At 49.8% G+C, this 19062-nt stretch carries 18 protein-coding genes; 4 read left to right on the top strand and 14 right to left on the bottom strand.

The window, feature by feature from the left end; genetic code table 11:
* Window positions 1-9: 9 nt before the first annotated feature.
* Genes DXA57_RS07940 through DXA57_RS07910 form a run of 7 tightly spaced genes read right to left on the bottom strand, consistent with a single transcriptional unit; the run spans window position 10 to window position 6461 of the window.
* Window positions 10-1776: a V-type ATP synthase subunit A gene (locus DXA57_RS07940; protein WP_117766332.1), complete on the bottom strand. Its 1767-nt coding sequence runs from the start codon at window positions 1774-1776 to the stop codon at window positions 10-12.
* Window positions 1769-2356 carry a V-type ATP synthase subunit E gene (locus DXA57_RS07935; RefSeq protein ID WP_117766330.1) on the bottom strand — a complete coding sequence of 196 codons (588 nt, stop codon included), beginning with the start codon at window positions 2354-2356 and terminating at the stop codon, window positions 1769-1771. The genes DXA57_RS07940 and DXA57_RS07935 overlap by 8 nt, the downstream gene beginning before the upstream one ends.
* 17 nt (window positions 2357-2373) lie before the next feature.
* Window positions 2374-2682, bottom strand: a complete 309-nt coding sequence (locus DXA57_RS07930; RefSeq protein WP_117766328.1) for a V-type ATP synthase subunit F — start codon at window positions 2680-2682, stop codon at window positions 2374-2376.
* 3 nt (window positions 2683-2685) lie between these two features.
* On the bottom strand, window positions 2686-3126 hold the full coding sequence (locus DXA57_RS07925; protein WP_117766326.1) for an ATP synthase subunit C: 441 nt from the start codon (window positions 3124-3126) through the stop codon (window positions 2686-2688).
* A gap of 25 nt (window positions 3127-3151) precedes the next feature.
* A complete protein-coding gene (locus tag DXA57_RS07920) occupies window positions 3152-5089 on the bottom strand; it encodes a V-type ATP synthase subunit I (RefSeq protein ID WP_117766324.1) in 1938 nt (645 codons plus the stop codon).
* 16 nt (window positions 5090-5105) lie between these two features.
* The gene (locus DXA57_RS07915; RefSeq protein ID WP_117766322.1) at window positions 5106-6146 is read right to left on the bottom strand and encodes a V-type ATPase subunit; all 1041 of its coding nucleotides are present in this window, start codon (window positions 6144-6146) and stop codon (window positions 5106-5108) included.
* A gap of 3 nt (window positions 6147-6149) precedes the next feature.
* Window positions 6150-6461 carry a hypothetical protein gene (locus DXA57_RS07910; protein ID WP_117766320.1) on the bottom strand — a complete coding sequence of 104 codons (312 nt, stop codon included), beginning with the start codon at window positions 6459-6461 and terminating at the stop codon, window positions 6150-6152.
* Between the two features lie 340 nt (window positions 6462-6801).
* On the opposite strand from DXA57_RS07910, the gene DXA57_RS07905 reads away from it, so the two are divergent.
* The 3 genes from DXA57_RS07905 (at window position 6802) to DXA57_RS07895 (ending at window position 10603) form a co-directional block, all read left to right on the top strand.
* Window positions 6802-7698: a LysR family transcriptional regulator gene (locus DXA57_RS07905; RefSeq protein WP_117766318.1), complete on the top strand. Its 897-nt coding sequence runs from the start codon at window positions 6802-6804 to the stop codon at window positions 7696-7698.
* 85 nt (window positions 7699-7783) lie between these two features.
* The gene (gene trmB, locus DXA57_RS07900; RefSeq protein ID WP_117766316.1) at window positions 7784-8458 is read left to right on the top strand and encodes a tRNA (guanosine(46)-N7)-methyltransferase TrmB; all 675 of its coding nucleotides are present in this window, start codon (window positions 7784-7786) and stop codon (window positions 8456-8458) included.
* A gap of 321 nt (window positions 8459-8779) precedes the next feature.
* Window positions 8780-10603, top strand: coding sequence for a DUF885 domain-containing protein (locus DXA57_RS07895; RefSeq protein WP_117766314.1), 1824 nt, complete (start codon window positions 8780-8782; stop codon window positions 10601-10603).
* 3 nt (window positions 10604-10606) lie between these two features.
* On the opposite strand, the gene DXA57_RS07890 is transcribed toward DXA57_RS07895, so the two are convergent.
* The 7 genes from DXA57_RS07890 to DXA57_RS07860 all read right to left on the bottom strand — a co-directional run bounded on the left by DXA57_RS07890 (window position 10607) and on the right by DXA57_RS07860 (window position 17151).
* Complete coding sequence (locus DXA57_RS07890; protein ID WP_117766312.1) at window positions 10607-11878, bottom strand: ABC transporter permease; 1272 nt, start codon at window positions 11876-11878, stop codon at window positions 10607-10609.
* Window positions 11875-12792 carry an ABC transporter ATP-binding protein gene (locus DXA57_RS07885; protein ID WP_117766310.1) on the bottom strand — a complete coding sequence of 306 codons (918 nt, stop codon included), beginning with the start codon at window positions 12790-12792 and terminating at the stop codon, window positions 11875-11877. The genes DXA57_RS07890 and DXA57_RS07885 overlap by 4 nt, the downstream gene beginning before the upstream one ends.
* Before the next feature lie 12 nt (window positions 12793-12804).
* Window positions 12805-13533: a hypothetical protein gene (locus DXA57_RS07880; RefSeq protein WP_117766308.1), complete on the bottom strand. Its 729-nt coding sequence runs from the start codon at window positions 13531-13533 to the stop codon at window positions 12805-12807.
* Window positions 13534-13546: 13 nt separating this feature from the next.
* Window positions 13547-14221 carry a hypothetical protein gene (locus DXA57_RS07875; protein ID WP_117766306.1) on the bottom strand — a complete coding sequence of 225 codons (675 nt, stop codon included), beginning with the start codon at window positions 14219-14221 and terminating at the stop codon, window positions 13547-13549.
* A gap of 1 nt (window position 14222) precedes the next feature.
* Complete coding sequence (locus DXA57_RS07870; protein WP_330423229.1) at window positions 14223-15104, bottom strand: ABC transporter ATP-binding protein; 882 nt, start codon at window positions 15102-15104, stop codon at window positions 14223-14225.
* A gap of 26 nt (window positions 15105-15130) precedes the next feature.
* Complete coding sequence (locus DXA57_RS07865; RefSeq protein ID WP_117766301.1) at window positions 15131-15523, bottom strand: GntR family transcriptional regulator; 393 nt, start codon at window positions 15521-15523, stop codon at window positions 15131-15133.
* A gap of 314 nt (window positions 15524-15837) precedes the next feature.
* Window positions 15838-17151 carry a M18 family aminopeptidase gene (locus DXA57_RS07860; protein WP_117766299.1) on the bottom strand — a complete coding sequence of 438 codons (1314 nt, stop codon included), beginning with the start codon at window positions 17149-17151 and terminating at the stop codon, window positions 15838-15840.
* 457 nt (window positions 17152-17608) lie between these two features.
* Between DXA57_RS07860 and DXA57_RS07855 the strand changes: the two genes are divergently transcribed.
* Window positions 17609-18985 (top strand): MATE family efflux transporter, encoded by a 1377-nt coding sequence (locus tag DXA57_RS07855; RefSeq protein WP_117766297.1) that lies wholly within the window; start codon window positions 17609-17611, stop codon window positions 18983-18985.
* Window positions 18986-19062 lie beyond the last annotated feature (77 nt).

Raw genomic sequence — 19062 nt, 5'->3', positions numbered from 1 at the left:
TACCTCCTTTTATGCGTTTTTGGCAATGACTTCGTCATAGAAGGCATCGATGGCTTTGTAATAGTCGTCAAACATTTCCGACTTGTCGTTCGGCACATCGTATTTGATGGAAACGATACGGTCGAAAATGTTGCTTTCCTTCAGGATCGACATGGGCATGCCCATGGTGACCAGTGCTTTTGCTTTCTTATAAAGATACAGGATCACATCCATCATCAGGAACTGCTTCTTCATGGGTACACAGGTATCATCCGGATGGAAGGCATTCTGCTGCAGGAAGCCCAGACGAACCACACGGGCGATCTCAAGGGTCAGCTTCTGATCATCCGGAAGCACATCGCTACCGATCAGTTTTACGATCTCCATGAGGCTGCTCTCCTGGTTCAGGATAGCCATGAGCTGATTTCTGTGATCCACAAACCGTTTGTCCACGTTGGTCTGGTACCAGGGTGCCAGGTCGTTCAGATACTCACTGTAGCTGGTCAGCCACTGGATCGCCGGGAAATGACGGGCATATGCCAGGGATTTATCCAGTCCCCAGAAGCAGCGGACGAAACGTTTGGTATTCTGCGTAACGGGCTCGGAGAAATCGCCTCCCTGCGGAGATACAGCTCCGATGATGGAAACACTTCCTTCTGCTCCGTTTAAGGTCTGTACATAGCCGGCTCTCTCATAGAATGCAGACAGACGGGATGCCAGATAAGCCGGGAAACCTTCCTCGGCGGGCATTTCCTCCAGTCGTCCGGACAGCTCTCGAAGAGCCTCGGCCCAACGGGAAGTGGAGTCTGCCATGATGGCTACGTCGTAACCCATGTCGCGGTAATACTCCGCCAGAGCCACACCGGTATAAATGGATGCCTCACGGGCAGCCACCGGCATGTTGGAGGTATTGGCGATCAGCGTGGTACGATCCATCAGAGGATTGCCGGACTTCGGATCGATCAGCTCGGAGAACTCCTCCAGAACCTGAGTCATCTCGTTTCCACGCTCTCCGCAGCCAATGTAGATGATGATATCGGCATTGGCCCATTTTGCGATCTGATGCTGGGTCATGGTCTTACCGGTTCCGAATCCTCCCGGGATGGCTGCCGTACCGCCTTTGGCGATCGGGAACATGGTATCCAGGATTCGCTGTCCGGTCACCAGAGGTTCGCTTGACGCGTAGCGGGCTGCACTGGGACGGGGCACACGGATCGGCCATTTCTGAGCCAGTGTCAGGGGAACTTCTTTTCCGTCACTGAGCTGAAGAACCGCGATCTCGTCAAAAATCTTATACTTTCCATCCGGAGATGCCTTCAAGATCGTACCGGAAAGGTTCGGAGGAACCATGGATTTATGAAGGATCGCCGGTGTTTCCTGGGTCTCTGCGATGATGGTTCCGCCGCTGACTTTATCGCCGGCTTTTACGGTGATGTGTACATCCCAGAGCCGCTCGGTGTCCAGAGAATCTACGGAAAGGCCGCGGCTGATGTATTTGCCGGATTTGGCAGCGATCTCACTTAAGGGACGCTCGATACCATCAAAAATGTTGTTCAGGATTCCCGGAGCCAGAAGAACGGAAATGGCATCTCCGCTGGCTTCTACGGTCTCTCCGGGCTTCAGGCCTGTCGTTTCCTCGAAGACCTGTACGGTGGTGGTGTCCTGAGTCAGGGCGATCACCTCGCCGACCAGGCGTTCTTTGCCGACGTAAACCATCTCTGACATCTCAAAACCGGTATTGCCCTTCAAATAAATGACGGGACCGTTGATGCCGTAAATAACACCTGTCTTATTCATGAAGGACACCTCCGTCAAAGGTAAAGTTTTTCTTTGCTGCATCAAATTTGGCAGCAAAGGAATTGTCGATCAGGATATGGCGTCCGGGAATGACTGCCCGGGTGCCGCCGCTGAAGGAATACTCGGAAACCGTCAACGGATGGTTGACAGCAGCGGTGAGGCCGCTTAAGCAGGACTGATCTGCCGGATCAATGTAAATGGTAACTTCCTCATTTCCTGCGAATTTCAGGATCTCACGGATCTGAGAGATCAGAAGCTGCTGGTATTCCGGTGTTGCCATATAGTCGGCCAGTTTTTCCTGTACTTCTACAAAAAGTGTCTCTTTCAACTCTTCCTGTCTTCTTGAAATGTCACGCTTGATCTCCAGGCGCTCCTTGGAAAGAGTGATATTGTTTTCCCGTTTCAGCCGGTCCGTTTCAGTTTTCACTTCGAGGGCAGCCTGACGGTCTTTATCTACGGTATGCTCCTGAAAAAGTTTCTCCAGAGCCCGGCGGTGTTCTTCAATGGCCGCTGTGCTTTCCTGACGTGCCTCCTCAAGAGCTGCAGTTCTAAAGTGTTTCAGCTTTTCTTCTGTTGTCAAAATAGATCACCTTCTTTTTACAGCTTGACGCCGATTGCTTCGTTTACATAGGAAGTGATAAAATCAGCCTTCCGGCCGGTACCGTGGCGGTCCGGAATTTCTACGATGAGGGGCAGACGGCGGTTCAGTTTTACATCGTCAACGATGTCGGGAAACTCCCGGCCGAATTTCTCGGTCAGGAGGATGATCCCGTTCTCTTTGTCAGCAATGGCACGCTCCAGGGCTTCCCGGAGCTCTCCGCGCTCATGAACCACGCAGCCTTCCACACCGGCCAGTCTCATTCCGGTATAAGTATCCACGTTATCACTGATGAGATACATTTTCATGGATTATAATGCACCCAGGATCATGAAGGAGATGATCAGACCGTACAGACAGCATCCTTCGGCCAGACCTACGAAGATAAGAGATTTACCAAGAATGCTCTGATCCTCGCTGATTGCTCCAAGGGCAGCGCTGGCAGCACTGGCAACTGCGATACCACCGCCGATACAGGAAAGACCGGTTACAAGAGCTGCAGCCAGGTAACCAAGACCGGTAGCCAGGCCTGCGGAAGACTCAGAAGCAGCCTCGGCAGCCAGAGCAGAAGCACCGTTTCCAAGAGATACGATACCGGCTACTGCAAAAATTCCAAAGAACAGAAAAGCGTTGATGGCCAGAGAAGTTTTTAAACGTCCTTTGTTTCTCTCACCGATAAGAAAAGCGCTGAAGGGGACGAAAATGCTGAGTACAAGTGCAGCAACGATTAAGATCTGAGTGATAGTAGACATTGATAAAATCCTCCTTAAAATATATTTAGTTTTTTTCTATTTTCCGGAAGGGAACAAATTCCCGGCCGGTACCTTTGTAGAAACGGCTGAACATCTCATAGTATTCCAGACGGAGTACCTGAATTCCGACGATCAGACCTTCCATACCGCAGACGAACAGGTTTCCGAGGATCACAACGATCCAGTTCGGTGAACCGGCTTCCGCGCCTGCCAGCATCAGTACAACCTCCATCATGGCTGCGTGGCTGACTGCGAAGGCACCCACACGGACGAAGGAAATGGTGTTGGAGAAGTAGCTTAAGAGCACCTCAAAGAGTTCAAAAATTGTCTGTACGACGAACATGCCTTTTTCTTTCGGCATCACGTCTGCCTTATGCTCCACCAGCTTTGCCAGAGGCTCTTTAAATGCAATGACAAGAAGGGGAACTACAAACATAATCACAAGCACGATGGCTGCCGGCATTTTTTTACCGGTCATGATAAGAGCGATCACTGCCACAACGGCTCCGTAGAATACCAGACCGGCCAGACCGTTGGTATCAAACCAGGCGCTCTCAGGATCATGGGCTTTGATGCCGTTGATGATATGCATGATCATGGCCACCAGGATCAGGAACATACCGAAACCGACTGCTACGATGAAGACGGTATTCAGTTTTCCGATAAACGGAACGGTCATCATTTGATTCATGGGCTTCAGCCACAGGGCAGGGAGCACATCCTCGAAACCGAAGAAGCTTCCGTACAGGAATCCGAAGATCGTGGAGAAGAAGCCGGCACAGCTGATGATGGCTGCCAGATCGATCTTTTTGAATTTATACAGCAGGAAACCACCGATCAGGAGGCAGAGTCCCTGGCCCGCATCACCGAACATGGCTCCGAAAATCAGAGAATAGGTGATGGCCACAAAGATGGTCGGATCGATCTCATTGTAAGCAGGCAGTCCGTACATCCGGATGTACATCTCGAAGGGTTTGAACAGCTTCGGGTTTTTCAGCTTGGTAGGCGGCTGATTCAGGATGTTGTTTTCATCGTCCTCCAGGATACAGTAAAGATTGATGTCATCCTCAATATCCTTCTGGAAGCGGGCTGCATCCTTTTCGGTCATCCATCCGCAGAGGATGTAGAAGACCTGTTTGTCATTTTTTGCCTTGGTGCAGGCAGCAAGCTTTCTCACATCAAAGTTGGTGGAAAGGCTCTCCAGGGTATTTCTGGCTTTCAGAAGGTCGCTCCGTCTGCTCTCCAGCTTCTTTCCGACCTCTGCCTGACAGTTCTTGAGCTGCTCGTCAATGGAAGCCAGGTCTTTTTTCAGTTTGGAAACGGCTTCCTCGGGGGTTCCCTCATATTCATCGGGAATACGCATTCTCTCAAAATGCAGGGAGCTGTACACAGCGTCTACCTTGACTGCCTGTGTGGCAGGAACAAAGTAAACTCCCCAGACGTACTGTTCATCAGAAGCACATTTGAAAAATACGGTGTCCAGATTGTCATAGACGTATTTTTCAAATTTTTCGTAGTATTCGTGAGCGATCTTTCCAAAACGGTATTTGACAAATTTGAAACCAAACACCTCATGGATGTTGAAGTCGAAATTCAGAAACGGCTCAATCCACTGCAGAGAGGAAAGGAGTTCCTCGTGCTTTTTGGAAAGCTCCGTACGTTTCTCCTGGAAATTTGCAGCATACTCACTCAGTTCCTGAATGGTTTTTACCGCTGTGTCCACATCCATGCTTCCGGTTTCCTCGGAAACCGGCTGGGAAAGCTGGCCGACAAACTCATTTGCCTTGTTCCGAAGCTCCTTATAAGGATTGATCTCCATGAACGGCCGGAGCTCTTCCACCGTTTTCAGCTCGGAAAGGGCATTTTCCAGATGAATCTCATACTTCGATAAGTACTGGTTTACCACACGGTCGATATCGGCCTTTGGTCCCGTGATACTTAAAAATTTCATCTTCTCAATCACGAACCCACCCCCTTTCTTAGTTATTTATATATTTTGCAATTTCCTCCTGGGGCAGTCCGTAACGGACACACTCCAGAATGGTAGTAAGTCTGTCAACCTCATGCTCCTTCTCGTAGAGATAAGAGATCATCGTTGCGACAGAATACGGATTGTTTCTGGATTCCTTACTCTGGATCTTATGGCGGATCTCTGTGTAATACTGATCCAGATTGTGCGGTGTAAGCTCCGGATAACGTTTTCCGTAATAGGTCTTTCTGACTGCGGCAGTCAGCTCATCCTGATTTCCCGCCTCCACCAGATCCTTGATGCTCTGCTGGGTGAGATGGTAAGTCACCGGGATGAGGTGTGCGTAGATGCTGCTGTTTTCCATATGATAATACTTCTTGGAACGGTAGATCCACTGCATGTTCAGAAGATCGATCTTCACGCCATAGGCTTCCATGAAGATTTTCCGGTCTTCCTTGTCCTTGAAGATCTTCTGGCCATTTTTCCAGAACCAGCCGAAATAGAAAAGATCGAGTGCCATTTCATAATCCCAGAGGGTCGGCGATTCAATGTCCGAAAGACGTTTCATAGGCTCGTAATAAATGCTTCCCTTCAGATTCTCGACAAATTCATCGATGGTCTGGCTGGCGGAAAGTTTGTTCAGATCCAGGTCTGAATGATGATTAAAAAAGTCTGTAAAGATCGTCAGATCTGTAGAAACATCCCTGTGGTCAAAAAGCATCCGAAGGGAACGCTTCATGATGGCGATCTCATACCGGCCAAAATAGAGATCCATAAAGGCTCTCTGCTGTACGGTGGAAAAACGATAGATCTTCTGGAAATCCGCATAAACAGAATAGGTGAGGATCTGCTCTACCTGACTCCGGTGCAGGGTACTTTCATCCAGTCCGGCGAAGAGTTCCTGATAGGAGGGCTTCTGTTTCAGATAGGCCAGTGCACCAGTGACTGTCGGCATGGCAGCCAGTGTCTCATAATCCTTCCGGGTCAGAAGACGGCTTTTGATGGCACGGATCTTTGTGGTCGTTCCACTGTAAGATAACAGTTTTCCCATAGCTTATCCCTCGATCATCTGTTTTAATATGCCTGCAGCCAGTGTCTCATGATTCTCTGCATATTCCTTTTCCAGATTCAGGATCGTCCTGGCAGCGGCCTCTTTCAGGGAAGAAAGCTCTGCTTGTTTCTCTTTTTCCAGGCTGGCACGGATATCGGCAAGCTTTGCTTCCGTCTTCTGATCCACGTCAGCATCGTATGCATCCATTCGCTGTTTGGATTCTTCATCCAGTTCTTTCTTTTGAAGGGCGGATTCGTTCATGATCTTGACAGCTGCGGTCTCAATTTCCGAGATCTTGTTAACGATTGTATCCATTCTATACCTCCTTCTCTTTTCTTTCCTGTGTCTGCTTTCAGAAGCTTTTTACACAGTTCTCTATTATCATACCTTTTCTTTTTAAAAATGCAAGGATAATAATAGCTAAAAATCTAAAAATGAATAATGGTCATTCCTATACAAACAGCTAAAACCGGAAAACCGGGACAGATCTCTGCTCTGACGTGGGAAAACAGGAGCCCTGAATGACCCCTGTCCGGTTTTCTGCGCTATTTGCGGTTGTCGTTTTGGACACATTGGATTATACTGAAATCAGTTGCATTTGAAAAATGACTATTTTTTATACCCATAATAAAAAAACTTTATAAAAGGAAGACTCATGGCAGCAAATTTTGAATATTATAAAATCTTTTATTATGTAGCAAAATACCAGAATTTCACCCTGGCCGCCAAGGCACTGCTTTCCAGCCAGCCTTCCGTTTCCCGCTGCATGCAGGCTCTTGAGACCGAACTTGGCTGCCGGCTTTTTATCCGGACCAAGCGCGGCGTATCCCTGACTGCGGAAGGGGAACAGCTCTATCAATATGTCGCTCCCGCCTGCGAGCAGATCTTCAAGGGTGAGGAAAACATCGGCGGTACCCTGGGGTACCAGAACGGCTCCGTCTACATCGGTGTCACAGAAACTGCCCTTCACTGCTTTCTTCTGGAAAAGCTCTCCGCCTTTCACCGGCAATACCCGGGGGTACGTCTGAAGCTCACCAGCGGCACCACTCCAAACACACTGGCAGACTTAAAGGCCGGAAAGACGGATCTGGCCGTCGTAACGACTCCGATCCGCGAGGATCCGCTTTTTCGGGTCACACTGGTCAAAGAATGCCAGGATATCCTGGCCGGCGGACACAACTACTCGTATCTGAAAGGAAAAAAGGTCCCTCTCTCTGAGGTGCAGCAGTATCCTTTTGTCTCTCTGGCAGAAAATACCATGACTTACGCTCTTTATAAGGAGTTTTATGCCGCGCACGGCCTGATCCTCAAGCCGGACATCGAACTTGCCACGGCAGATCTTATGGTTCCTGTCATCCGTCAGGGGCTTGGTGTTGGCTTTATCCCACGGGAACTGGTGGGAAAAGAGCTGGAGACTGGCAGCATTGTGGAAATTGAGATTGAGGAAAAGATCGAAGGACGTCATATCTGTATCGTAGAAGATCGCCAGAAACCCCTAAGTATGGCAGCCCGCCACCTGAGCCGCCTTTTAAAAGGAAAAGAACCTTCATGAAAAGAAGTTTTTGTAGAAAAAAGGCCGGAAATATGCTATGATGCCAAAGTCAAAAGGTCAAACAGACGAAAAAGGAGATATTACCATGCGTTTAAGAAATATACCGGGTGCGGACGAAGCCGTATCCGCAAGCCCCTGGGTCATTCAGGACCCGGCAGCCAAAAAAGGTCACTGGAATGAGGTTTTCGGCAAGGAACAGCCACTCTACATCGAAGTCGGCATGGGAAAAGGTCAGTTTATCACTGAGCTTTCCAGAAGAAATCCGGAGATCAACTATATCGGCATCGAGCGCTACACAAGCGTTCTCTACCGCGCCCTTCAGAAACGGGAGCTTCTCACAGAAGAATGTGGAGAAGAATTTCCTAATCTCCGTTACCTCTGCATAGATGCCAAGGATCTTCCGGAGATTTTCGGAAAAGGGGAGGTAGACCGGATCTACCTGAATTTTTCCGATCCCTGGCCAAAGGAACGTCATGCAAGACGAAGACTCACCTCCCGGGAATTTCTCGCCCGTTATGAAGAGATTCTGGCTGATGACGGTCTTGTGGAATTCAAAACAGATAACCGCAGCCTTTTTGATTTCTCTCTGGAAGAAGTGAAGGAAAGCGGCTGGGAGCTTTTGCTCTGCACGTATGATCTGCATCATGACAAAGAGCTCATGGAAGGCAATGTCATGACCGAATATGAGCGGAAATTCAGTAATCTTCGCAATCCCATCCATAAGCTTGTGATCCGCAAGCCAAAGCGGGAAGCAAAATAAAAACAATCGTTTTTGCGACAGGCTCAGATGTGCATATGCACGTCTGAGCCTGTTTTTTCATATATAATAAGGAAGCTTTCTCTCCGGTGATCTTTTGCGAAGAATCCGTTTTCCGGAATGGCTGGGGCTTCGGATCTACTGTATCCCGAAAGCAGACCGCCAGTTTCTGAGGATAAGAAGGTCTCTTGACCAGGTCAGACAACTGGTGAAGGAGCTTCCCGGTAAGCGTTCCTGCTGATTTCTGCTCCATGCGGCGGGAAACATTCATGTTTCCCGTCTTTTTTTCATAGAATTGTACTAAAAATCCATTCGGAGCTTCTTATGAAAGATCGAAAACTCCCTTCTTTTCTCACCCTTCTGTTTCTCCCTGCTCTTTTTTTCCTGGTCTTTTCCGCCTGCATTTTTTTCAACAACCGTTCCTTCCGGCAGTTTACCGGACAGATCTTCCGGAATGAACTTACCGGAAACACTTTAAATCTTCACTATACCCTGAAACATCCGGAAAATTACGGTCTTTCGGACGTTCCAGTCACACTTGGAAGTGCAGAACCGGAAATCCTGAAAACCTCCGCCCTGGCTCTTGAAAATTACCAGGAGGCCCTTCGCCGTTTCCCCCGTCAGACACTTTCCAGAGAAAACCGGCTGACCTATGACATCCTGGAGCTCTATTTCAAGAATCAGCTCTCCGGTCAGCGATTTATGCTTTATGCCGAGCCGCTGGGTCCCACCATCGGTACACAGGCGCAGCTCCCCGTCCTTCTGGCCGAATATGCTTTTCGCAGCCGCTCCGATGTAGAAACTTATCTGGCGCTTTTGAAGGAAATGGATGAATATTATACGACTTTGCTTCATTTTGAAGAGGCGAAAGCCAAAGAGGGGCTTTTTATGAGCGCCTCCTCGGCACAGGCAGTCATCGACCAGTGCAGTGCCTTTATCCGGGAACCGGCAGAAAATTTCCTCATTACCGGTTTTTCGGCAAAGATCCGGGAAGCCGGTTTTCTGACTCAGGTGGAAAAAAAACAGTTTCTGGAGGAAAACGAGAAAGCCGTTCTCGAACACGTCATCCCCGCTTACCAGCTTCTGATCCGTGGGCTGACCGCCCTGAAAAGCACCGGCAGAAATCAGCAGGGGCTCTCCGGACTTCCCGGCGGAACCGCCTATTACGAATATCTGGTCCGTGATTCTACCGGCTCCTGGGCTTCCGTGGATACCATTCAGAAACGTATTGAAAAACAGCTGAAAGAGGATTTCCGGAAACTCACGGCACTGGCAGGCGCCCACCCGGAGCTTCTCTCCCGGGAGACCCTCGGAAGTGCCATCGCTTTCTCGCTGGATAACTCTCCTTCTTCCATATTAAATGCCGACGGCTGGTATGCCGCTGACCCGTCAGGCCGGGAACTGGAGGAAAAAGCCCTGGCTGAATGGACGCCAAACAGAATCCTTACGGACCTTCAGGAAAAGATCACCGCTGACTTTCCCACCGCACCGGAGGTTTCTTTTTCTGTCAAATACGTTCCGGATTCTCTGGAAGACTACTTAAGCCCTGCTTTTTATCTTACGCCCCCTCTGGATGACCTCACGGAAAATGTGATCTACATCAACCGCGCTTCCACCTACACGGCCCTGGACCTCTATACCACCCTGGCCCATGAGGGATATCCAGGCCATCTTTACCAGACAGTCCTGAGCGGAAAAAGCATCTCAGATCCGGTACGAAGCCTTCTGAATTTTGGCGGCTACATCGAAGGCTGGGCCACCTATGTGGAAATGTATGCCTATGGTCTGTCTGACACAGATCCGAACCTGGCGGAGCTCTATCGCCTGAACCGTTCTCTCACTCTGGGGCTGTCTGCTCTTATGGACATTGCGGTCCATTATCATGGTTTTGCCGAAGAAGATGTCGCAGAAGCACTTGGAAAATTCGGCTTTGAGCCCTCTTCCGCCCGGACACTTTACCAGGTACTTCTGGAAGCTCCTGCCAACTATCTGCGCTATTATGTGGGGTACCTGACCTTCGAAGACCTCCGGGATGCATATAAAGAGAAAAAAGGCAGTGCCTTCTCTCTGAAAACCTTCCATCAGAAGGTCCTCGAGATCGGCCCTGCCCCGTTTCCTGTCGTAAGTCATTATCTTCTCGGGAAGTGATGCTTACTGCTCCCGGAGTTTTTTCAATGCCTGTGTAAATTTGATCGGATTTCCGTACATCAGTGTCCCGAAACGGAAGATCTTTGCTGCCAGCCAGCCCAGGAAAACCACCGTTGCCGCCAGAAGCACTGCGGAAACCACCACTTCCACAGGGGAAACGCTGCCCAGTGCAATCCTGGCAAACATGGCATTTCCGGAAGTGAAGGGGATAAAAGAAGCCACCTTCATCAACAGCATATCACTCTCGTTCATTCCTGTCATGGTAATGATGAAGGATACCACAAAGACCATGGTCACGGGAGTGGCTGATTTACTGATATCTTCTGTCTTTGACACCAGAGCTCCCAGCATGCCGAAAAGGAAAGCATACAAAAGATAACTCAGAAGACCGAAGACGATAAAGGCAGCCCAGACCTCTGCCGGGATGTGAAACAGAAAATCCAGACGGTAATCCCAGCCGGCCCCGCAGAAATGATATGCGATAAGGCCACTTCCCAGGATCACTCCTGCCTGAAAAATACCACTGATGGCTCCCGCGATCACTTTTCCGAAGATCAGGCTGGTGCTGTCTACGGTCGTCACCAGAACCTCAATGGCCCGGTTGCTCTTCTCACTGGTGATGGAGGTGGCGATCATCTGTCCGTAAAAGATCACCAGGAAGTACAGGACAAAAACGAGGATGTATGTATACCAGTAATTGCTGGCTCCGTCTTTTCCAAGGATCTGCATCGTGGAGATGCTGCTCTGGTTCAGGATTTCCTGTACTTTTGATGCGGCAATACCTGCCTCCTCCAGCTCTTTTTCCTGCCAATATGAGGTGTAGATTTCAGAAAATTCCGAATCCAGGCTGTCCAGAAGTGACCGGTCCCGCACCACATAAGTATAGGTGAATTTTCCGGTCAGGAGGAAACCGCCGTCGCCGCCTGCCTCTACAAACTGCTCCAGTTCATCGGCACTGTCGAAAACCTTCCATTGATACCCCGGCATCCGATCCGTCAGCCCGGCAAGATCGCTCACGAAGCCTTCCGGATCAGCGATTCCCAAAAGAGCCGCATCCGGATCATAGTTATCCGCTCCGGAACTGCTTTCTGCAGTTTCTTTGCTGCTTTCCTTTCCACCTCCGAAAACATCGGAAAAACTGCCTTTCATAAACACTGGCGGAAGTGCGACTGCCGCTGCCACCACAAGAGCCAGAAGCACCGTTGTCACCATAAAGCTCCGGCTTTTAAAATAGTTGCCCAGTTCAAATTTCAAAACGTTCAGAAACTGCTTCATGCCTCATCACCTGCACTTTCCACAAAAATATCATTGAGCGACGGCCGGTAGTCTCCAAAGCTTTCCACATCCAGGTCCGCCTGGGCCAGAGCCCTGAAAACATCTGTTTTTTTCGTCTCTCCGATCATTTTCAGTACCACATGATCCGCATGGATCCCGTCAGGCACCACCAGTCCCGCATAGCGTTCCCGCACCAGGGTTTCCGTTTCCTCTCCGCTTTTTCCGTTGAGGGAAAGTACCAGCCGCCCATGGCCGAAGGTTTTCTTAAGTTCCCTGAGATCACCGGCCAAAACGGCATTTCCGTGATTCATGATGACGATATCATGACAGAATTCTTCCACATAGCCCATCTGATGGCTGGAAAAGATCACCAGCTTCTCTTTTTCGATCTGCTCCCGGATCACATCCTTTAATACCTGGGAATTGACAGGATCCAGGCCGGAAAACGGTTCATCCAGAATGATCACCGGCGGATCGTGAAGCAAAGTAGCGGCCAGCTGAACCTTCTGCTGGTTTCCTTTGGACAGAGTCTCCAGCTTCCGGGACGCATAATCTTCCACACCCATCCGTTCCAGCCAGTGTTTTACCGCCTTTGCCGCCTCTGTCCTTTTCATGCCGCGGAGTGCGGCCAGATACATCAGCTGCTCCGTGACTGTTTTTTTCGGATAGAGTCCTCTCTCCTCCGGAAGATAACCGATGCCGATCTTTTTCGGGGAAAACGGGACGCCGTCCAGAAGTACCGTTCCCTCATTTGCCCCAAAGACCTGCATCAGGATCCGGATGGTCGTAGTCTTTCCGGCTCCGTTCCGGCCCAGGAGACCAAGCGCCCGTCCGCTCTCCACGGAAAATGAGATTCCGTGGAGCACTTCTGTTTCTCCAAAGCTTTTGTGAAGATTTTTTACTTCCAGTTTCATAGCTTCTCCTCCTTAATCCGCTGCCTCTTTGCGCAGCATCAGATACATGATACAACAGCCCGCCAGACCGCACACTACCAGGATCGCCATACGGGTTCCCAGAGGAAAACCGGTATACCAGAGCCGGAGCTGATAGCCCCAGAAAGCAAAGCTGTTCATCAGGGAATGTTCTGCCTCTTCATACTCTCCCCAGAAGCCTCCGGAAGACCAGCAGGCCGTTATCCACACGATGATCCAGCAGATGGCTCCCACTTTCCGGTTCTTTTTGAGCATCCCGCCATACAGACAGATGCATCCGGTCTCGAAAATGGCGTAACACAGGATCCAGGCCGGCGTGAGGAACGGTCCGAGATTTCCCATCAGTTCCCTTCCATGATAAAGTGCCCGGTAAAGTTCCCGTTCAGCCCGAAAACCCAGAGCTGCCAGCACATAGATGACAAGTGTCTCAAGAAAGATCACGCAGACCGCCGCCGGAAGATAATGTTTCCTTGTTTTCCCCATGGAAACAGCCAGATCAAAATTATGAGGAACGATATTTGCCAACACAAACAGAGAAAAAATAACGCCAACCCATAAAAGCATCACGGTCCCTATGGGAAAAAGTGCTTCCCCGCTCTTCGTCAGCTGCTGAAAGACCATCATCCCGAGAATGCCGGCCAGCCAGGATACAGTTGAAACTGCTGCCAGAATCCCCATGTTTGACCGGTAAAGATATAATTCCTGCCCTATACTTTTTCGCATATTTTTTCCTCCTTCAGCAGCGTACCTCTGTCCGTCTCAGGATCAGCCGGGAACCGATCAGATCTGCGGTGCAAGACAAAAGCGCTGCAACAACGGCCGCTGTGAGAAATCTCCAGTCTCCAAGGATCATTCCAAAGGTTTCCACCTCCGGTCCGGAAGAAATTTCCATGATCACTCCGACAAAACCACCGGCAAGACCGCTGACAAGCATATAAATGATAAGGACCCATCGCCCGATGATATTAGAAAGAGCGCCTGTCAGATTTCCGATGGATCCGCATGCTGCCAGAACCAGGATTCCGGCCAGAAAAGTGGAGCGCAACCGTTCCTTGTCCACCAAATCCCCTCCCATCACAGACTGCAGCAGCAGAAAGATCCCGAGGACTGCCAGGATCCCGAGTATGTTTAAAAGCTTCAGGATCTGGAAATTCCGGATCACTTCTTTTCTCCTGCAGCCGGTTGCCAGCATCAGCGGAACTGTGGACAGGTACGTACTGAAGGGAACGATCAGAAGACAGACCCCCCCGGCCATCAGGCAATCTACGCCCAAAAGGTACCAGAAGATCTTCCCTGCGATCTCTCTCTGCTGGAACAGGCCAAACAGAACAAGGATCAGACCTGCTGCCAGAGCAGAACCAACCGTGAGACACCAGAGCCGTCCGTAAAACAAAAATTTCTTTCTGTTCATCCTACTCCTCCTCGCCGCAAAGTGCCACAAAGACCTTTTCCAGACTCATGGGCTGAACGGTCACATCGGCTTTTCCGATCTTCTGTCCTTTCTTCAGCCGGACCATCAGGCTCTTGCTGCGGCCAAGCCGTTCTTCCTGATGCTTTTCCAGACCTTCAGCCGCCCGGTCCACTTCTTCTGCTTTTCCGGAAATATGCACACAGGTTTCCAGAAGCTCCTGCGTATTTTCCTTCAAAAGCAGCTTCCCGTTCTTTATCATGACGACCTCCTCAAAGAGGTCTGCAGCCTCCTCCATGATATGAGTGGAGATCACAAAGGTTCTTCCTGTCTCCGTAAATTCATCCAGAAGGATCCTGTAAAACTGCTCCCTGGCCACCACATCCAGACCGGATACGGGCTCATCCAGAAAAGTAAAATCCGCCTTGCTGGCCAGAGCCACGATGATGGTCACCATGGAAACCATGCCCTTACTCAGCCTGCCGATCTTCTGCTTCACATCCAGATGGAATTTCCGGATCAGCTCATCTGCCATCCGCTGATCCCAGTACGGCAGATAAACAGAAGCCGTCCGCAGATAATCCTTTATCTTTATGGCTGAAAGTGACGTATTTTTCCCCACATTCAGTTCCCTGGAAAAACAGATATGGCTCAGCGCCTTTTCGTTTTCCCAGACGGGAAGGCTTTCTCCCTCCGTTTCCAGTACGACTCTTCCTCCGGATGGCGGATTCTGAGCACTCAGGATAGAAAGAAGGGTGGTCTTTCCGGCTCCGTTTCTTCCGATAAGCCCGTAGATCTTCCCTTTCTCCAGGGTGAGGCTCACATCTTGAAGAGCATCCTTTGATTTATAGTTTTTTGAGATATTTTCACAGATCAGCTGTTCCATACGTTCCTCCATTATCCCATCAGCTCTCAGGCGTTTCCCGATGCTTCTTCATCCTGCTCTCCCGCACCGGCGATCATCTCAATCAGTTCCTTTTTGGAAATTCCCAGGGATGCCGCCTCCAGGAGAAGTCCTCTGATGTAATCATCAAAAAAGCATTCTTTTCTCTTTTTCATAATCGCTGCCTTTGCCCCCTCTGCGACAAACATTCCGATTCCCCGTTTCTTGTACAAAATCCCTTCCTCCACCAGAAGATTGATTCCCTTGGCCGCTGTAGCCGGATTGATCGCATACAGTCTGGCCAGCTCATTCGTGCTCGGCACCCGCTCTTCTTCCAGGAGGATATCTCTCAGTATATCCTGTTCAATCATCTCCTTGATCTGCAGATAGATCGACTTCTCCTGGTTTAAGATTTCCTGCAAGTAATTCACTTCCTTTCAACCGGTTATGTGGTTCATTACTTATGTAACTAACCATAGCACCTCTTTTTCCATCTGTCAAGATAATTCCATGATTACAGTGTCAAAAGGTCATTCTCCCACCTGTGCTTGCACAAGGGTGGGAGAATGACCTTGGGACACGCCCCGATATGAGCATAAAAGTGGGATGTTAATCCCACGATATGCGAATAGCGGGAAGGATTGTGGGAGTGCAAAGCACGAAACAATCCGTGTAATCATGATTTTGGATAAAAAAACAGCCCGGCCATATAAATGACTGAGCTGCTTTTTATCTTTTACTGACGGATCTCGTAAATGCCGTTTCCTTTCATCTCTACAGATGAACTGAAAAATTCTTTTGCCACCTCGCAGAAGTAACCGGTATCTTTGGTTCCTGCCGTCTCATAGGGAGAATGCATCGCCAGCTGCGGCAGACCGATATCCACCGTATTTAAGGAAACCTTGGTGTTGGCAATATTTCCAAGAGTGGAGCCGCCTGCCATATCGGAACGGTTGGCAAAGGTCTGGTACGGTACGTTTACCCGCTCGCAGAGCAGCTTGAAAACGGCTGCGGAAACTGCGTCCGTGGTGTACTTCTGGTTGGCATTGTATTTGATGACAATTCCGCCGTTCATGGCCGGACGGTTCGTAGGATCTGCAAGATCTGTGTGGTTCGGATGTACCGCATGGGCATTATCTGCAGAGATCATAAAGCTTCCTGCCACAGCAGAAAGGTATTCCTCCTCTGTTCTTCCCAGAGCTCCGTTTAAGCGGCGCAGTGTGCTTTCCAGGAAGGTCGATGCCGCACCCTGCTTGGTGCTGCTTCCTACTTCTTCATTATCAAAGACAGCACAGACCGGAACGCTCTCTCCCGGCACTGCCGCAAGAAAACCTCTCATGGAAGCAAAGGCACACTGCAGGTCATCCAGACGGCCTGCGGACAGGAATTCTTTCTCCAGTCCCCAGATGGTACCTTTGGCACGGTTGTAGAGGAAGAGATCGGTACTCAGGATATCCTCTTCTTTCACACCGGCATTTTCAGCTACAAGCTTCATCAGTTTTCCTTTGGAAGAAGCCTCTCCTACCACCGGAAGCATATCCTTCTGGAGATTGTATTTGTAGCCGCTGTTGGCCTCCCGGTTCATATGGACTGCCAGATTCGGGATCATGGCAAGATCCTGGTCCAGGTTGACCAGACGGGTTTCGATGCCTTTTTCTGTACGGACAGCGATCCTTCCTGCAACGGAAAGCGGACGGTCAAACCAGGGAGCGCAAAGCATGCCGCCATAGCCCTCCACATTCAGTTTGGTATACTTTCCATCGGCATCCATCTCCGCATTTTCTTTCAGCTTAAAGCTCGGAGAATCCGTATGGCTGCAGATCAGCTGGAAACCGTTGAACTCCTTCTTCGGTACAGAGAAAGCGATGATGGAGGAATCATTTCTTGTGACAAAATACTTTCCTCCCGGAACGATCTCCCATTTTTCACATTCCAGAAGCTCTCCAAAGCCTTCTTTTTTAAGCATGTTTTTTAAATTTTCCACTGCCTGAAAACAGGTGGGGCTGTTGTCCAGGAACTCGATAAGCTCCTGATTCACTGACTGACTCATATTGATCTTCCCTTTCTTACATTTTCACAGCTGTCAGACATTTTTTTCGGCTCTTATGGCTGCCGGAAGCATCCCCTGACCCAACGCTTCGTTCTCTGCGCACTTAAAGCGGGAGGAATGCCTGTTCTGCATACAAAGGCATTCAGCCGTTCGTCTCTCGCAGACAAATAGCCTGTCTGCTCCGGTCAGACAGCTGCTTTTTCAATACCCTCATTTTCCCACGTTTCCACCAGACTGTCAACCGACAGATCCATTTTTCCTTTGCCTGGAAAGTTTTATTGTCAGCTTGACAAACGCCCGCAGATAGGATAGATATATAATTAAGAAAGACTTGGATGACACCCCGTAACAGACCTGTCTGCATGATCGGCCCGGGGATATCAGGCAGGCTGTCCGGAGGCTTATTTTTGTCTTCCAGGAAAAGACATTTCTATTTTTTTCAGGAGGGTTTTACATCATGCAACAAACAGAAAAACCAATAAACCAGATCACCGAGGGCGTCATCTGGAAACAGCTTCTTTATTTCTTCTTTCCTATTCTTCTGGGAACCTTTTTCCAGCAGCTCTACAACACGGCAGATGCCATGGTAGTTGGCCGTTTTGTAGGAAAAGAAGCCCTGGCCTGCGTAGGCGGCTCTTCCAGCCAGATCATCAACCTCATCGTCGGCTTCTTCATAGGACTGTCTTCCGGCGCGACCGTTATCATCGCCCAGTATTACGGCGGCCGTTGTGAAAAGGAGCTGCAGGATACACTTCATACTGCCATGGCTTTTTCTATTATCGGAAGTGTCGTGATCTCCATCCTTGGCATCACCCTGTCTCCGATGATCCTGCGGATGATGAATACACCGGAATATCTGATGAAGGATTCTCTGCTGTACCTTCGGTTTTACTTTGGCGGGATTCTTTTTGTCTTCATCTACAACATCGGTTCCGGTATTTTAAGAGCGGTCGGTGACTCCAAGGGTCCTCTGTATTTCCTGATCTTCTGCTGCTTCTGCAACATTTTCCTGGATCTTTTGCTGGTCATGGTCTTCCGGATGGGTGTCATGGGTGTTGCGCTCGGAACTCTGATCTCTCAGGCTCTCAGCTCTCTTCTGGTCCTCCGCAGCCTGATGCGCACCAGGGATATCTACCGGCTGGAGCTCCGGAAGATCCGCCTTCATTCTGCTCCTCTTTCCATGCTGCTGAAGATCGGCCTTCCTGCCGGCCTTCAGTCCACCATGTACAACCTTGCCAACATGGTGATCCAGGCTGCCTTGAACTCTTTCGGAACAGATACCATGGCCGCCTGGACTGCATTCGGAAAAGTCGATTCCTTCTACTGGATGATCAGCAGTGCCTTTGGCGTGGCCATCACCACCTTTGTTGGCCAGAACTACGGTGCCGGAAAGATCGACCGCATGAAGAAGAGTGTCCGTGTCTGCTTTTGTATGGATCTTGCCACAGCGCTCACCCTGTCAGCGCTCATGTATCTTTTCCTTGGAAAATTCCTGCTGTCGCTCTTTACCACCGATGCAGAGGTTCTTTCGATCGGTGTACGGATCATGCAGATCATTGTCCCTGCCTATGCGCCCTTCGTCTTCATCGAGATCTTCTCCGGAGCACTTCGCGGAGCCGGCAATGTGCTGATCCCCATGCTCCTGACCTGCGGCGGTATCTGCGTCACCCGAATACTCTGGATCTTCTTCTTCGTTCCGAGTCACCGGGCTGTGGAGACGATTATCTTCTCCTACCCCGGATCCTGGGTACTGACAGCGATCCTGTTCGTTCTGTATTTTACCTGGTACGCAAGAAAACACTGGAACCATACTGCTTCCGGGGAATCGCTTTGATTCCCCGGCTTTTTTCAGCCCTTTTCACACTTCTTTGCCTGAGATTTTTTTGGAGCCAGCAATTCGCCTCTTCTCCC

This window comes from Blautia sp. OF03-15BH (assembly GCF_003463065.1).
In the GTDB taxonomy this organism is placed as follows: Bacteria; Bacillota; Clostridia; order Lachnospirales; family Lachnospiraceae; genus Limivivens.
The sequence above is the reverse complement of the archived record's forward strand: the minus strand, read 5'-3'. Positions and strand labels throughout refer to the sequence as shown.

Bases quoted from the DNA above. Each gene is read 5' to 3' on its own strand.
- DXA57_RS07940 (WP_117766332.1), bottom strand. From the start codon at position 1,776: ATGAATAAGACAGGTGTTATTTACGGCATCAACGGTCCCGTCATTTAT.
- DXA57_RS07930 (WP_117766328.1), bottom strand. From the start codon at position 2,682: ATGAAAATGTATCTCATCAGTGATAACGTGGATACTTATACCGGAATG.
- DXA57_RS07925 (WP_117766326.1), bottom strand. From the start codon at position 3,126: ATGTCTACTATCACTCAGATCTTAATCGTTGCTGCACTTGTACTCAGC.
- DXA57_RS07915 (WP_117766322.1), bottom strand. From the start codon at position 6,146: ATGGGAAAACTGTTATCTTACAGTGGAACGACCACAAAGATCCGTGCC.
- DXA57_RS07910 (WP_117766320.1), bottom strand. From the start codon at position 6,461: ATGGATACAATCGTTAACAAGATCTCGGAAATTGAGACCGCAGCTGTC.
- DXA57_RS07905 (WP_117766318.1), top strand. From the start codon at position 6,802: ATGGCAGCAAATTTTGAATATTATAAAATCTTTTATTATGTAGCAAAA.
- trmB (WP_117766316.1), top strand. From the start codon at position 7,784: ATGCGTTTAAGAAATATACCGGGTGCGGACGAAGCCGTATCCGCAAGC.
- DXA57_RS07895 (WP_117766314.1), top strand. From the start codon at position 8,780: ATGAAAGATCGAAAACTCCCTTCTTTTCTCACCCTTCTGTTTCTCCCT.
- DXA57_RS07890 (WP_117766312.1), bottom strand. From the start codon at position 11,878: ATGAAGCAGTTTCTGAACGTTTTGAAATTTGAACTGGGCAACTATTTT.
- DXA57_RS07885 (WP_117766310.1), bottom strand. From the start codon at position 12,792: ATGAAACTGGAAGTAAAAAATCTTCACAAAAGCTTTGGAGAAACAGAA.
- DXA57_RS07880 (WP_117766308.1), bottom strand. From the start codon at position 13,533: ATGCGAAAAAGTATAGGGCAGGAATTATATCTTTACCGGTCAAACATG.
- DXA57_RS07875 (WP_117766306.1), bottom strand. From the start codon at position 14,221: ATGAACAGAAAGAAATTTTTGTTTTACGGACGGCTCTGGTGTCTCACG.
- DXA57_RS07870 (WP_330423229.1), bottom strand. From the start codon at position 15,104: ATGGAACAGCTGATCTGTGAAAATATCTCAAAAAACTATAAATCAAAG.
- DXA57_RS07860 (WP_117766299.1), bottom strand. From the start codon at position 17,151: ATGAGTCAGTCAGTGAATCAGGAGCTTATCGAGTTCCTGGACAACAGC.
- DXA57_RS07855 (WP_117766297.1), top strand. From the start codon at position 17,609: ATGCAACAAACAGAAAAACCAATAAACCAGATCACCGAGGGCGTCATC.